General features: G+C 72.7%; 11 protein-coding genes. 8 read left to right on the top strand and 3 right to left on the bottom strand.

What is annotated here, in order from left to right:
• The first annotated feature begins 56 nt into the window (after positions 1-56).
• The 4 genes from OG912_RS11470 (at position 57) to OG912_RS11455 (ending at position 4,352) form a co-directional block, all read left to right on the top strand.
• On the top strand, positions 57-1,247 hold the full coding sequence (locus tag OG912_RS11470) for an ATP-binding protein (RefSeq protein ID WP_327709272.1): 1,191 nt from the start codon (positions 57-59) through the stop codon (positions 1,245-1,247).
• A complete protein-coding gene (locus OG912_RS11465; protein WP_327709271.1) occupies positions 1,244-1,918 on the top strand; it encodes a DNA-binding response regulator in 675 nt (224 codons plus the stop codon). Before OG912_RS11470 ends, OG912_RS11465 begins: the two co-directional genes overlap by 4 nt.
• Positions 1,919-2,289: 371 nt before the next feature.
• The gene (locus OG912_RS11460; RefSeq protein ID WP_327709270.1) at positions 2,290-3,132 is read left to right on the top strand and encodes an RNA polymerase sigma factor; all 843 of its coding nucleotides are present in this window, start codon (positions 2,290-2,292) and stop codon (positions 3,130-3,132) included.
• Positions 3,132-4,352: a hypothetical protein gene (locus OG912_RS11455; RefSeq protein WP_327709269.1), complete on the top strand. Its 1,221-nt coding sequence runs from the start codon at positions 3,132-3,134 to the stop codon at positions 4,350-4,352. Before OG912_RS11460 ends, OG912_RS11455 begins: the two co-directional genes overlap by 1 nt.
• A 203-nt stretch (positions 4,353-4,555) precedes the next feature.
• Here OG912_RS11455 and OG912_RS11450 read toward each other — a convergent pair whose 3' ends face one another.
• Positions 4,556-5,482: a L,D-transpeptidase family protein gene (locus OG912_RS11450; RefSeq protein WP_327709268.1), complete on the bottom strand. Its 927-nt coding sequence runs from the start codon at positions 5,480-5,482 to the stop codon at positions 4,556-4,558.
• A gap of 228 nt (positions 5,483-5,710) precedes the next feature.
• Here OG912_RS11450 and OG912_RS11445 point away from each other — a divergent pair, with 228 nt between their 5' ends.
• Positions 5,711-7,291, top strand: coding sequence for an acyl-CoA mutase large subunit family protein (locus tag OG912_RS11445; RefSeq protein ID WP_327709267.1), 1,581 nt, complete (start codon positions 5,711-5,713; stop codon positions 7,289-7,291).
• 88 nt (positions 7,292-7,379) lie between these two features.
• Positions 7,380-8,048, top strand: coding sequence for a leucine efflux protein LeuE (leuE, locus tag OG912_RS11440; protein WP_327709266.1), 669 nt, complete (start codon positions 7,380-7,382; stop codon positions 8,046-8,048).
• 37 nt (positions 8,049-8,085) lie between these two features.
• Here leuE and OG912_RS11435 read toward each other — a convergent pair whose 3' ends face one another.
• Complete coding sequence (locus tag OG912_RS11435) at positions 8,086-9,519, bottom strand: FAD-dependent monooxygenase (protein WP_327709265.1); 1,434 nt, start codon at positions 9,517-9,519, stop codon at positions 8,086-8,088.
• A 62-nt stretch (positions 9,520-9,581) separates the two neighbouring features.
• Between OG912_RS11435 and OG912_RS11430 the strand changes: the two genes are divergently transcribed.
• Positions 9,582-10,226, top strand: a complete 645-nt coding sequence (locus OG912_RS11430) for a TetR/AcrR family transcriptional regulator C-terminal domain-containing protein (RefSeq protein WP_327709264.1) — start codon at positions 9,582-9,584, stop codon at positions 10,224-10,226.
• A 34-nt stretch (positions 10,227-10,260) separates the two neighbouring features.
• On the opposite strand, the gene OG912_RS11425 is transcribed toward OG912_RS11430, so the two are convergent.
• A complete protein-coding gene (locus OG912_RS11425) occupies positions 10,261-12,768 on the bottom strand; it encodes a YfhO family protein (RefSeq protein WP_327709263.1) in 2,508 nt (835 codons plus the stop codon).
• Between the two features lie 206 nt (positions 12,769-12,974).
• On the opposite strand from OG912_RS11425, the gene OG912_RS11420 reads away from it, so the two are divergent.
• Entirely contained in the window at positions 12,975-13,466 is a 492-nt protein-coding gene (locus tag OG912_RS11420) for a hypothetical protein (RefSeq protein ID WP_327709262.1), read from the top strand.
• Positions 13,467-13,570: the final 104 nt, after the last annotated feature.

The raw sequence follows: 13,570 nt of genomic DNA, 5'->3' as shown, positions 1-13,570 counted from the left end.
CGGAACGTCGGCGTGTGCTCGGGGAGTGTGGCGGACGAGTCGGGCAGGGTGCTGCGGTGTCGCGAGGCCGACTGACGGCGCGCACGTCGGCCGCCGGGGTGGAGAACGTCCTCGCGCTCACCTACGGCTGCGCACGTGCCGGGACGATCCTGCAGATGCTGCCCTCGTTGCCTTTCGGTATGGAGGTGAGCCCAAGGCCCCGCCTCTACCTCGTGCTCTGGCTGCTCGCCGCCGCGAACGCTGCTGTTGTCCTCATGGTTGCCGTGCTGCGGCGCCGCGGGCTGTCACCGGCCGGCGTGGTCGTGGATGCGGCGCTGTGCACCGTGTTCCTCGTCCTGGGCACCCTCGTGGTGCCGGTGCAGGACCGCGTCGGATCCTGGGTCGGCTGGGCACCCGGGTACTCCGTGGCCGTGGTGGTGGGTATGGCGGGACTGCGCATCGCTACCTGGTGCGTCATGGTCACCGTCGTGACCGCCGCCTACGTATTCTTCACCGCCGAGGCCACCGACTTCGCCAGTCACTCGACGATCACCGGCAACATTCTGACTCTCCTGGTCCTCGGCTGCATCGCACGGATCATCGTCCGCTACATCAGCCGCGTCGCCGCCGACGCCGACGCCGCGCGCGCCCAGGTCGCCGAACTCGCCCGTGACGAGGAGAAGCGGCGTGCCGAGCTCACCATGCACGACTCCATCGCGATCATGCATCTGCTCACCGATCCCACCCTCCCCGCCGCCACTCGCGCCCAGCTCTGCGAACAGGCCGCCGCCGAGATCCGGCGGATGCGCGCGTACCTGCGCGACGGACCCGACGCCCCGTACCGGTCCTGCGCCGGCAAACCCGGCGCGACCGGTGACGTGGCGCTCCTCGACGTCCTGAACGAGGGGATGTCGGGATTCGCGGACCTCGGCCTCGAACCCGCCCTGGACCTGGCCGACGGCGTGACGGTGGACCCGGCAACCGCCGAGGCGGTGCGCGGCGCCATGGCCGGCGTCCTGCACAACGTCCGCCGCCACGCACGCGCCACGATGGTCATCGTCCACGCCGATGCCGAACGGGACCGTGCCCGCTGGATCGTCACCATCCGCGACAACGGCATCGGCTTCGACACCGCCACCACTACCCTGGGCACCGGACTGGGGCGCCAGGTTCTCGCCGAACTCGAACGGCACGCGCTTACCGCGAGCATCGCCTCGGGTCCTGGCCTGGGTACCCGGATCACCATCGAAGGGAAGCTCCGCCCATGACCGGCGTCACCGCCATCCTCATCGAGGACGCCACCGCGATCCGGCTCGGACTGCCCACCCTGCTGCCCGACATCACCTTCGTGGCGACCTTCGCCCGGACCGAGGAAGCCCTGAGCGCGCGCCCGGCCGCCGACATCATCCTCCTCGACCTCCACCTGACGAACAGCGGCCAGCGGAACACCACCCAGGGCGTCGCCGCCGTCACCGACCTCGTCGCCGCCGGATACCGGGTCTGCCTCTACACGCAGGAGGAACGACGATTCGTTCTGGCGGCCTGCCTGGCCGCGGGCGCACGCGGCCTGATCCGCAAGTCCGCGCCCCTGCCTGAGGTCGCCGAGTCCATCGCGCAGTTCGCCGCGGGACAGGTCGTGGTTCCCCAGAGCCTCATCGCGCTCACCGAACTCCTCGTCCGCAAGGGCTCGCTCACCATCCTGTCCCCCCGTCAGCGTCAGGTCCTGGCGGGCCGGGCACGCGGCCAGACGTACAGCGAGATGAGCCGGACCATGCACTTGTCGGAGTCGACCCTGCGTGGGTACTGGCACGAGCTGGCGGCCATAGCCGCCGACCACCTCCAGCAGACCGCCCCGGCAGATATCGAACGCTCCCTGGGCCTGGCAGCGGGCGACCTGCTCGGCTTCTGGCCCGCCCCCAGCCCCGCCCGGTACGACTGACGGGCACCCACCGTGCCCGGACGCCCCTGGTGCGATGCGCCGTGCCCGGATGCGTTGGCCACGCGTTGGCCACGTCACGAGTCTGCGAGCCACGTTTTCCCCGGTCAGAGGGGGAAAATGGAGGACGACCGGGGCCGCCACCCCCCACAGGAGAGGCCCCGGTCGTCTTCCGCGGGGCCGCAGGACGGCCCCGTACTCATCTCAGCGCCGTGACTGCGTTTTCTGTCACACCTCGCGCTGTCCGCGCAATGTTGCGAGTTGTACAAGTCGTGGACGTGATGCCCGCGAAGGACGTAGCGTGCTGAGTCGCGCAGGGTGGCGCGGCAGTGGTGACCAGCTGCGATTCAGGACAGCAGGGCAGGGTTGAGGGAGTGCTGGGGGACGACGCGGGGCTTACTGCCGCGGTGCTCGCGGCGCAGGACGGGGACGAGGACGCCTTCCGTACTGTGTACCGCGCTGTGCAGCCGCGGCTGCTGGGCTACATACGAACACTGGTGGGGGAGCCGGATGCCGAGGACGTGGCGTCCGAGTCGTGGCTGCAGATAGCCAGGGACCTCGACCGTTTCAGCGGTGACGCCGACCGGTTCCGGGGGTGGGCGGCGCGGATAGCGCGTAACCGGGCCCTGGACCATCTGCGGATGCGCGGCAGGCGGCCCGCCATCGGCGGTGACGAGACGGAGCTGTCCGAGAAACCGGCCGGGTCCGACACGGCCGACGAGGCGATCGAGGCGCTGGCCACCGGCCGCACGATGTCGCTCATCGCCCAGCTGCCGCAGGACCAGGCCGAGGCCGTGGTGCTGCGCGTGGTGGTCGGTCTCGACGCGAAGAGCGCGGCGCAGACGCTGGGCAAGCGGCCCGGTGCGGTCCGCACCGCCGCGCACCGCGGGCTGAAGCGGCTCGCCGAACTGCTGCGGACCGATGGCGCGGACGTTGCGGACGCCGCGGACGGTGCCGGGCGCCCGGGTGGCGACGGCGGTCCGCCGGCGGCCGGTTCCGCGGAAGGGAGCCTTCCGCGCGGCGGCGGACCTGACGGCGGGGTCGGCGCGCCCAGGGGGCCGGCCGACGACACGGCCCCGGCGCAGTCCCCGCAGGCGAACGGGGCGGGCCGGACGGCGGAACTCGGCGCCGTTCCCGCGCAACGCCTCTCCCGCACCGGCCTGGTGGCGCCCGCCGGTGTGACGCATTCGCGTCTGTGGACGCAGAAGGACATGTGATGGCCGACGAGCAGCACGAATGGCTTGACAAGGAAGCGGCGGAGAAATTGCTCCGCCGCGAACCGGTCGACCCTGCCGACGGCCGGTCCCGGCAGGACGCCGAAAGACTCGCGGCCGCCCTGGACGCCGCGGCCCGCACCGTCCGCCCCGCCGACGCCGAACTGCCCGGCGAGGCCGCCGCACTGGCCGCGTTCCGCGCCGCCCGCCCTGCCACCGCCGTGTCCGCGCCGGCGGATTCGGTGCGCGCCGCCCGGACCGCCGGGGCGGACGGATCCGGCGAGTCCGCGTCCGATTCCGGGATGCTCGCGCCCGTACACATACGCCCGGCCGGCTCCGGTGCGGCGTCGGTGGCCGCGGGTACCCGCGGCCACCGCCCGATCCGCTGGAGCCGGCCGATCCGCTTCGGCCTGGTCGCCTCCCTCGCGTGCTGCGCGATCGGCGGGGTGGCCGTGGCCGCCGGGACCGGGGTGCTGCCCGGACCCTTCGGCCGGCACACCCCCACACCCGCCACCTCGGTGTCGGCCGCGGCGTCCCCCGAGGAGCTGGGCTCCGGCCTCACCACCGACGACGAGACGTCCGCACCGTCGCCCGGATCCCCGGGCGACGACACCGCGACGCCGGGCAATCCCGGTCCCGGCCGGAGCGGCAGCCCGGAGAGCGGCCGTCCCGACGACGCCGGCCGCACCACCGACGGGGCACCCGACAGCGAGGAAGGCACCGGCGACAACCGGTCCGACGGCGCAGAGGACAGCCCGTCGGCCGGTGCCGACGCGACGCCGGGGCAAGGCGGCCAGGACAGCCAGGAGGGCGACGGGACGTCCGGCGACACCGGCGACAAGACGGCCGCCTGGTACGCCAAGACCCTGAAGGCCTGCCGCGACTACCGCGACGGCAAGCTCAGCGAAGAGCGCAGAAGCCGCCTCGAAGCGCTGGCCAACGGGGCCCGCAACCTCGACCGGTTCTGCGACCGGATGCTCGACCAGGCCGACGGCCGGAGCACCGGTGCTCAGAGCGGCGACGGAGAGAGCAGCAGCCAGAACGGCGACGACAACGCCGACGACGACCTGGCCGGCAGCGACGGCTGGTCCGGCACCGGCTCGCGCACCCTGCCCCTGATCCGGTTCGCCCCCGCTTCCCCCAAGCCCCCGGCCGCCACCGCCGCCCCGGACCCCGGGTCCTCGTACTCCCCGGCGCCGGCGCTCTCCTTCGCGGCGCGCTGAGGGTCCGCACCGCCGCTGCGCCACCGGGTGTGACGTTTTTCTGCCTGTGGGCGCAGTACTGAGTGAGCCGACTGGTCATCGGCAGCGCCCGGAGCCGGGGTTCCCCCCGTACCTACGGCTCGGCGCAATGGCGCGGGCGGGACACGTTCCCCCGGTCCCGCCCGCGCCCCTCATTCATGGCCGCACCCGCGGGCTTCACGACCTCACTTGTAGACGACGACCTTGTCGCCGTTGCGGACCTGGTCGAACAGCGAGGCGATCTTCCCCTCGTCCCGGACGTTGACGCAGCCGTGCGAGGCGCCGTTGTAGCCGCGGGCCGCGAAGTCCGACGAGTAGTGCACCGCCTGGCCGCCGCTGAAGAACATCGCGTACGGCATGGCCGTGTGGTAGATCGTCGACACGTGGTGCCGGGACTTCCAGTAGACGGAGAAGGTGCCTTCGCGGGTCGGCGTGTACTGCGAGCCGAAGCGCACGTCCATCGACGAGACGACCTTGCCGTCGATCATCCAGGACAGCGACCGGCTGTTCTTGCTGATGCAGATCACCCGGCCCGTCATGCAGCGCTTGTCCGGCTTCGCGACCGGACGGGTGGTCGGCGGGTTCAGCTCGGCGGCCGTCGGCGCGTGCGTCATGCCGAGCAGCTTCTGCCAGGTGAGCGTGTCCGTCTTCCCCGTACGGGACAGCCCGCGCTTGCCCTGGAACGACTGCACGGCGGCGACCGTGACGGAGCCGTAGTAGCCCGTGGGGCTGCGGTCGAAGTGGCCGATCTGACGCAGCCGGGCCTGGAGCTCGCGGACCTGCTTGCTCTGCGCCCCGCTCGCCATCAGCACCTCGGCCTGCGGATCGGCCGACGGCGTGGACGGGGGCGTGGAGCCGGGCGTGGCCTTCGGCGGCGCGCTCGGCTTCGCGCTCGCGGACGGCGTGGCCGATTCCGGTGCCTTCGTGCCGGGCTTGGCGTCGTCGGTGGGTGAGCTGCTCGCCGACGGTGCGGCCGACGCGCTGCCGGCGGGCTCGGCCTTGCATCCTGCGGTCACGGCGACCAGTGCCAGCACGGCGACGGCGGATGCCGCACCGGCCCCCCGGCCGCCTCTGTGCGCGTGGCCGCGCCCGGTCCTGCTGCTGCGTATCATCTCGGCCCCCTGGATCTGCGTTGTCTCATGGGACGGATTCCCGCTCTGCCCGGTTGCCCAATCCTGCGCATGATGGGGAAAGCGGCACCGAGGACCGGAGGATGTCAGGCGTCAGGGCTGTGAGCAAGGTCCCGGCCCGGCCCACTCCAACGGTTGCGCACCCGCCGCTACAGTCCGTCGCCAGAGCCACTGGCCGCCAGTGGGCAGCTTCAGCGGGAGGCACAGCAGATGACGCGCGAGTCGGAATCGGGACTGCCGATCGAGCCGGTCTACGGACCGGACACGCTCGACGGCTGGGACCCCGCCGAGAAGCTGGGTGAGCCGGGCGCCTACCCCTTCACCCGCGGCGTGTACCCGACCATGTACACCGGACGTCCGTGGACGATGCGCCAGTACGCCGGCTTCGGTACGGCCACCGAGTCCAACGCCCGCTACAAGCAGCTCATCGCGAACGGCACGACGGGCCTGTCCGTCGCCTTCGACCTGCCCACCCAGATGGGCCACGACTCCGACGCGGAGATCGCGTCCGGCGAGGTCGGCAAGGTCGGGGTGGCCATCGACTCCATCGACGACATGCGCGTGCTGTTCGACGGGATCCCGCTGGACCGGGTCTCCACGTCCATGACGATCAACGCACCCGCCGCGCTGCTCCTGCTGATGTACCAGCTGGTGGGCGAGGAGCAGGGCGTCCCGGCACAGCAGCTCACGGGCACCATCCAGAACGACGTGCTCAAGGAGTACATCGCCCGCGGTACGTACATCTTCCCGCCCGCGCCCTCGCTGCGGCTGATCGCCGACATCTTCAAGTACTGCCGGGCCGAGATCCCGAAGTGGAACACCATCTCGATCTCCGGCTACCACATGGCGGAGGCCGGGGCCTCGCCCGCGCAGGAGATCGCCTTCACGCTCGCGGACGGCATCGAGTACGTGCGTACCGCCGTCGCGGCCGGCATGGACGTCGACGACTTCGCCCCGCGGCTCTCCTTCTTCTTCGTCTCGCGTACGACGATCCTGGAGGAGGTCGCCAAGTTCCGCGCCGCCCGGCGGATCTGGGCGAAGGTGATGAAGGAGGAGTTCGGCGCTTCGAACCCGAAGTCGCTGATGCTCCGCTTCCACACCCAGACGGCCGGCGTGCAGCTCACCGCCCAGCAGCCCGAGGTCAACCTGGTGCGCGTCGCGGTGCAGGGCCTGGCCGCGGTCCTGGGCGGCACGCAGTCGTTGCACACCAACTCCTTCGACGAGGCGATCGCGCTCCCTACGGACAAGTCCGCGCGCCTCGCCCTGCGTACCCAGCAGGTCCTGGCGTACGAGACGGACGTGACGGCCACCGTCGACCCCTTCGCGGGCAGCTATGTCGTCGAGAAGATGACCGACGACGTCGAGGCCGCCGCCCTGGAGCTGATGCTCAGGATCGAGGACATGGGCGGAGCCGTCCACGCGATCGAGCAGGGCTTCCAGAAGAACGAGATCGAGCGCAGCGCCTACCGCATCGCCCTGGAGACGGACAGCGCCGAGCGCGTCGTCGTCGGCGTCAACCGCTTCCGGCTCGACGAGGAGGAGCCGTACGAGCCGCTCCGCGTCGACCCGGCGATCGAGGCCCAGCAGGCGGCCCGGCTGGCGAAGCTCCGCGCCGAACGCGACCAGGGCGCCGTGGACGCGGCCCTGGCGGCCCTGCGCAAGGCGGCCGAGGGCACGGACAACGTGCTCCACCCGATGAAGGACGCGCTGCGGGCCCGCGCCACGGTGGGCGAGGTGTGCGACGCGCTGCGGGACGTGTGGGGGACGTACGTGCCGGCGGATGCGTTCTGAGGCACCTTCGCGGGTCCGCCGCTCGCAGGAGCGCCGCACCGGAACCCCCGCTTCCGGAGTGTCGTACGCCCGTGCGAGACTCCGTTTCATGCTGGGTGTCACCGACCTTCCGACCTATCTCGCCGGCCTCGTGCTCATCGTTCTGCTGCCGGGTCCGAATTCCCTGTACGTGCTGTCCGTCGCCGCCCGGCGCGGGGTGCGGACCGGCTATGTCGCCGCGGCCGGGGTGTGGACCGGGGACACCGTGCTGATGACGCTGTCCGCGCTCGGTGCCTCGTCCCTGCTGCAGACGACGCCCGTGCTCTTCACCGTGGTGAAGTTCGCCGGTGCGGGCTATCTGACCTGGCTGGCGATCGGGATGCTGCGCGCCGCGGTGTCCATGTGGCGCGAGCGGCACCGCCGGGTGGCGGAGCTCACGGGCGAGGCGGCGGACGGGGCCGGGACCGCGGGCACCATGGAGCGGCCGTACCGGCGGGCGCTGGTGGTCAGCCTGTTCAACCCGAAGGCGATCCTGTTCCTGATCTCGTTCTTCGTGCAGTTCGTCGACCCCGGGTACGCCTACCCGGCGCTCTCCTTCCTGCTGCTGGGGACCCTGCTCCAGATCGCCAGCTTCCTGTACCTGTCGATGCTGATCTTCGGCGGCACCCGGCTGTCCGCCGCGTTCCGCCGCCGCAAGCGGCTCTCGGCGGGAGCGACTTCGGCGGCGGGGGTGCTGTTCCTCGGCTTCGCGGCGAAGCTCTCGCTCAGCAGCGTCTGACCGGCGGGGTCGGCACAGCCGGCGGAGGCCGGCGGTCTCAGCCGGCCCTGAGGCCGAGGCCCAGCGGTGCGAGGTACTCCGCGAGCCCGGTCGCGTCCTCGCCCGCCCAGCCGACGTAGCCGTCCGGCCGGACCAGGAACAGCCCCTTTCCGTACGCCTCGTAGGCGTCCATGCGGTGCACCTCGACCTGTGAGCCGGTGAACTCCGGCAGCTCCGCGTCGGTGCCGACCGCCAGCAGCGTGAAGTGCGGGCCCCGGAAGACGTCGAACAGCCGCCGCTCGCCCGTCGGCCCGTCGGGGGCCCGGTCGCCGGCCTCCAGGACGCCCGCGCGTCCCGTCGACAGCGGCCCCTCGCGGTAGCCGAGGCCCAGCTGCTGGGCGGCCGCGCCCCGCTCCTGCTCGCCGCGGTGGATGCGGGTGGACAGGCCGAGCATCTCCGCGGCGATGGGGCGGCGCTCCTCCTCGTAGCTGTCGAGCAGGGCCGCGGGCGCCCCGTGGCCCAGCACCTGGCCGAGCTTCCAGCCCAGGTTGTACGCGTCCTGCACGCTGGTGTTGAGCCCCTGGCCGCCCGCGGGGGAGTGGACGTGGGCGGCGTCCCCGGTCAGGAGGACCCGCCCGTCGCGAAACCGGTCGGCGAGGGCGGCGCGCGGGCGGAAGTCGGAGGACCAGAGCACCTCGGTGACGTCCTGCGCGTCCAGATGGGTGCGTTCGGCGACGACGGCGCGCACCCCCTCCAGGGAGATGTCCGGCTCGCCCTCCCTGAACTGGGCGACCAGTTGGAAGTCCGCCGTCCCGGGCAGCGGGCAGAGCGCGATGAACCCCGCGTCGGTGCTCATCATGTGCCAGTTGAGCCGGTCGAGCGCATCGCTCGCGACCCGTACGTCGGCCACCAGCATCGGGGCCGGGTCCACCGTCTCCCCGGTCATCGCGATACCCAGGGCCCGCCGCACGGTGGAGCGCCCGCCGTCCGCCGCGACCAGGTAGGAGGCGCGGACCGGGCCGGTGCTCAGCTGCGCGGTGACCCCGTCGGCGTCCTGGGCGAGGCCGGTCAGCGCGGTCGAGAACACCACGTCACCGCCCAGTTCGCGCAGCCGGGCCAGCAGGATCTCCTGGGTGCGCCACTGCGGCATCATCCACGGCTCCCCGTACGGCTCCGCGTCCGTCGGGGCGGCGACCCGGAACATGGGGTGCTCGCCCATCCGCTCACCGTTCTGCCAGGCCATCCCGACGGGGGCGGGACCGCCGTGCTCGCGGACCGCGTCGCCGACCCCGAGGTCGTCGAGGACCTCCCGGGTGCGGGGCTGGATGCCCTTGCCGCGCGAGCCGGGGAAGAGGGCGGGCGCCTGCTCGACGAGGAGGGCGGGAACGCCGCGACGGGCCAGGTCGCAGGCGAGGGCGAGGCCGCAGGGACCGGCTCCGACGATGAGGACCGAGGTCTCCGTGACGGTTTCCTTAACGCTGTTAAGTTCCATGTTCCGGAGTCTGCGCTTAACGCTGTTAAGTTGTCAAGGGTGGGGGCTGTTAACTTGTCGAGGTGGGTACGACGAAGATCGACCGGTCCCGGGTGGCCGACACGGCGCTGCGGCTGCTGAACGAGGTGGGCCTGGACGGGCTCAGCCTGCGCGCCATCGCCAAGGAGCTGGACGTCAAGGCGCCCGCGCTCTACTGGCACTTCAAGGACAAGCAGGCGCTGCTCGACGAGATGGCCACCGTGATGTTCCGCCGGATGCTCGACGAGGGCCTGCCGGGCCCGACCCCGGAGCGCTGGCAGGACCAGCTCGTCGCGTACAACTGCGGCCTGCGCAACGCGCTGCTGCGCTACCGCGACGGGGCCAAGGTCTACGGCGGCGCGAAGTTCACCGGCACCGAGCACGCGGACGGGCTCGAAGCCCATCTGCGGACCATGGTCGACGCGGGCTTCGAGCTGTGGCAGGCGGTCCGGGCGGGCACCACCGCGTACTCCTACACGATGGGTTTCGTCAGCGAGGAGCAGGGCGTCCGCCCGATGCCGGACCAGCAGCGCGAGGGCTTCGACATCGGGGAACGCGCGGAACGCCTGGCCCGCTACCCGCTGGCCGCAGCGGCCGGCGCGGAGATCTTCGCCAACTACGACGAACGCTTCGAGGACGGGCTGCGGCTGATCGTCGCGGGCATCGAGGCACGGTACGGGACGGGGTGAGCGCCGCCGCGCTGGAGTGCGCGCCCGGTGCCGTTCACGGGTGCGCGCGCCGCCGCCGTACACGCGCCAGGACCGCCGGTCCGAACGCCACGGCGAGCAGGGCCGCCAGCGCGGCCGCCCCGGCAATCGTCCCGGCGCGCAGCCCCGGCGGCCGGAAGGCGCAGTCCACCGAGGTGCGGTCCCCGCCGACCGGCACCGCCACCAGGCCGAGATACGAGTCGGCCGGACGGCCGTTGCAGCTCCAGCCCGCGATCCGGGGCGCGGCCAGCACAGCCACCCCTTCGGTCCGCGGCGGGAGTTCGGCGTGCACGGTGCCGTCCGAGACGGTGACCCGCGTCGCGCCCGTGTGCTTCAGCTGCTCCACCGCCGAGGCCAGACGCCCCGGATCCAGGCAGCCGACGGCCTCGTGCGGGACGGTTCCCGCCCGCTCCGCCCGCAGGGTCACGGCGATCCGGCCCGCACCGGCGCCCAGTGGCAGGATCCCGGCCCGGCGCGCGGGCATATCGCCCCGGATGTCGTTCGGTTCGCCGGTCGCACCCAGTCGGGCGGTGCCGAAAAGGTCGGGCGCCCACAGAAACACCTGGCTGCCCGCCGGGCAGCTCGCGCTCAACGTGTACGTGCCGGGTCCTGTCGCGTAGGTACTCGCATTCCTGTCGGCGGCGGCCGCGCCGTCCGCGGACCGCAGCGCGGTCGTGGGCAAGGTGTACACGGAGGCGCCGAGCAGCTTCTCCTGATTGCGGAACGGTGAGCGCCCCCACCCGGACGCACCGGAGCCGGAGGGCCGCACGGTCACCAGCGGCGGGACGTCCTGCCGGGTCACGGTCACCGGCCGCCGGTCCGGGCGGTTCCAGACCTGATGCGGATCGCGCGGCACATGGACGCGGGCCCCGACCGAGAACACCGCGTCGGTCACCGGGTTGTCCAGGCTCTGCAGCGCCCGGCCGCGCGAGGTCCAGCCGGCGCCCAGAGCGAGGAAGGTGCGGGTCGTCACGTCAGGCGTATGGCTGCTGTAGTAGGCCCCGCCCTGCCCGCCCACCAGCATCGGATCGTTGGCGGTGCTCTGTTCGAGGCCGGGGTCGGTGCGGTAGCGCGGCCAGCCGTCGGCACCGGCGACCGCGGCGGCCTGGGCGCTCTGCCGCTCGCCCCAGGGGGCGTAGTCGTCGAGCCGGTCCAGCCGCTGCCGGTCGGCGTACGCGGTGGTCGCGGCGGCCTGCCCGGCCTGCGCCCCGACCAGCAGGAGCGCCGCGAGCAGGACGAACCTGCGGCTGCGCACCAGCGCGAGAGCGCCGACCGCCGCCACGAGTCCGGCGGCGAACAGGGGATAGGTCCACCGGGTGACCAGCTCGCTGGGGGCGGCAGCGGCGGCGATCAGCACCAGCACCCCGCCCCCGCCCAGCAGCGCCCGCCGGTCCGGCCAGGCCTGGGCGACGGACGCCCAGGCGGCGATCACCACGATGCCGGAGAGGACGAACGTCTGCCGGAACGGGCTCCCGTTCGGCGTCGCGAAGGCGTGCCACAGCAGATGCGTGGGCCCCCACTGCAACGACAGCGCCACCACAGCCACCAGCCCCGGCCACACCCACCGCTCCGCGCGCGGCACGGCACGGTGGAAGGCAAGCACGCAGGCCAGGAGCAGGGAGCCGGTGCCGAGGAAGACCGCCGGGCTGAAGAAGCCGTACGTGGCCGGCAGCAGCCGGGCCGCGACGTCCGGCCAGGCGGCCCGGGCGAACTCCCGGGTCCAGCCCGGGTAGGCGTGGCGCGTCCCCAGGAACACCGGCACCAGCACCGGCGCGGCCAGACCGATACCGATCAGCACCGTCCGCACCGCGCGCACCAGACCCCGGACCCGCTCCCGCGACGTCCCGTCCTCCAGGAGCAGCCGCACCACCAGCACCAGGGCCGCCCCGAGCGTGGCCATGTACGCGGTGTAGAAGTTCGACACCCAGGCGAGCGTCACCAGGAGCGTGCCCAGCACCGGCCGCCGCCCGGTGCGTGCCCACTCGCCGGCCAGACACAGCAGCGGGAAGGCGATCAGCCCGTCCAGCCACATCGGGTTGTAGACGGCCTCGGCGACCGACCAGCCGCACAGCGCGTACGACGCACCGAGCACGGCCGCCAGCCATTCCCGGCCGCGCCCCCGGCGCAGCGCGGTGAGCAGCCAGGTCATGGCCGCCGCTGCCGCCCCCGTCTTCACCAGCGTGACCACGTACACGGCCAGGTCGATCCGGTCCCTCGGGAACACCCCGACGAGCAGGGCGAAGGGGCTGGTCAGGTACGTGCCGAGGTCCGGCAGGAAGCTCGTGCCGAAGCCCGACTGCCAGTTGACCAGCAGCCCACCGTCCGCCCGCCCGTGCAGCAGGTCCCAGAGCCGGGCGTGGAACGGGACGAACTGATTGCCCAGGTCGTTCACGCTGCGGGTGTGCGGGCCGAAGGGGTAGCTGCGGGCCACCGCGTCGCCGGCGCAGACGGTCGCGACGGTGAGTACGGCGGCCAGGGCGGCACCCTGGCCACGCGGCGATCGGAGCATCGACGGAGTCCTCATGATGGGTCGAATATGCCATCGAACATCGCCAAATCCCGCGGGTGAAAAGGCGGTTCACCTGATGGCCCGCCAGCCTTCACGCGGCCGTCCCCGCGCGGCCATCCTGCGCCGGCGGCGGCTCGTGCAGAGTGCCGACGGGCACGCTCCACCGCGGAGCGTCCTCATCGCCCCGGGCGGGGCCCGATGACGATCGGCAGGGGAAGACTGTGAAGGCATGGGAGTGGGAGCTTCGGCGCCATGACTGGGCGGCCCTGCGCTGCGGCTGCGGCAGGGGCGCGGGGCACCTGCCCACCACCTTCGAACGGCTCCTGGGAGCCACCGCCCCCGACCGGACCGTGGGCCACACGTTCGCCGGTCATCTGGAGGAGCAGTCCATGCTCTTCGAGGCGGCCCCGCACGCAGTCCCGGTGATCCTGGCCGGCCTTGCCGAGCGCCCGCCGGACTTCGTCCGCGGCCCCCTGCTGAGCACCCTCGGCTTCCTCGTCACGGGCGAGTCCCACCGCAGCGAAGCGGCAGCCGGACGGCCCGGCCTGGAGGAGGAGTGCGCGGAGTTGGTACGGGAGGGGCTCTGGCAGCTGTACGCCGAAGCCGCCGACGGCCACACCGAGGCGGCCCTGGACATTCTGGAGTACGTCGATCCGGACGAGGAGCGCTTCGCCTTCCACCGGGCGCGCTGCGCCGGCCGACTGGGGAAGTGACGCGACGTTCCTCCCCGCGTACGGCCGCCTCCGAGCGCGGGGCGTGGCGGTCAGCGAGGCACCGGTGACGGCCCGCCGGCCGGCCCCCACGGACGGAGGGCGGC

Source organism: Streptomyces sp. NBC_00464, from assembly GCF_036013915.1.
Taxonomy (GTDB): domain Bacteria; phylum Actinomycetota; class Actinomycetes; order Streptomycetales; family Streptomycetaceae; genus Streptomyces.
This window is presented reverse-complemented; position numbering and strand designations above follow the sequence as displayed.

Coding starts and splice junctions, on each gene's coding strand:
- OG912_RS11465 (WP_327709271.1), top strand. CDS start 1,244: ATGACCGGCGTCACCGCCATCCTCATCGAGGACGCCACCGCGATCCGG.
- OG912_RS11455 (WP_327709269.1), top strand. CDS start 3,132: ATGGCCGACGAGCAGCACGAATGGCTTGACAAGGAAGCGGCGGAGAAA.
- OG912_RS11450 (WP_327709268.1), bottom strand. CDS start 5,482: ATGATACGCAGCAGCAGGACCGGGCGCGGCCACGCGCACAGAGGCGGC.
- OG912_RS11445 (WP_327709267.1), top strand. CDS start 5,711: ATGACGCGCGAGTCGGAATCGGGACTGCCGATCGAGCCGGTCTACGGA.
- leuE (WP_327709266.1), top strand. CDS start 7,380: ATGCTGGGTGTCACCGACCTTCCGACCTATCTCGCCGGCCTCGTGCTC.
- OG912_RS11435 (WP_327709265.1), bottom strand. CDS start 9,519: ATGGAACTTAACAGCGTTAAGGAAACCGTCACGGAGACCTCGGTCCTC.
- OG912_RS11425 (WP_327709263.1), bottom strand. CDS start 12,768: ATGAGGACTCCGTCGATGCTCCGATCGCCGCGTGGCCAGGGTGCCGCC.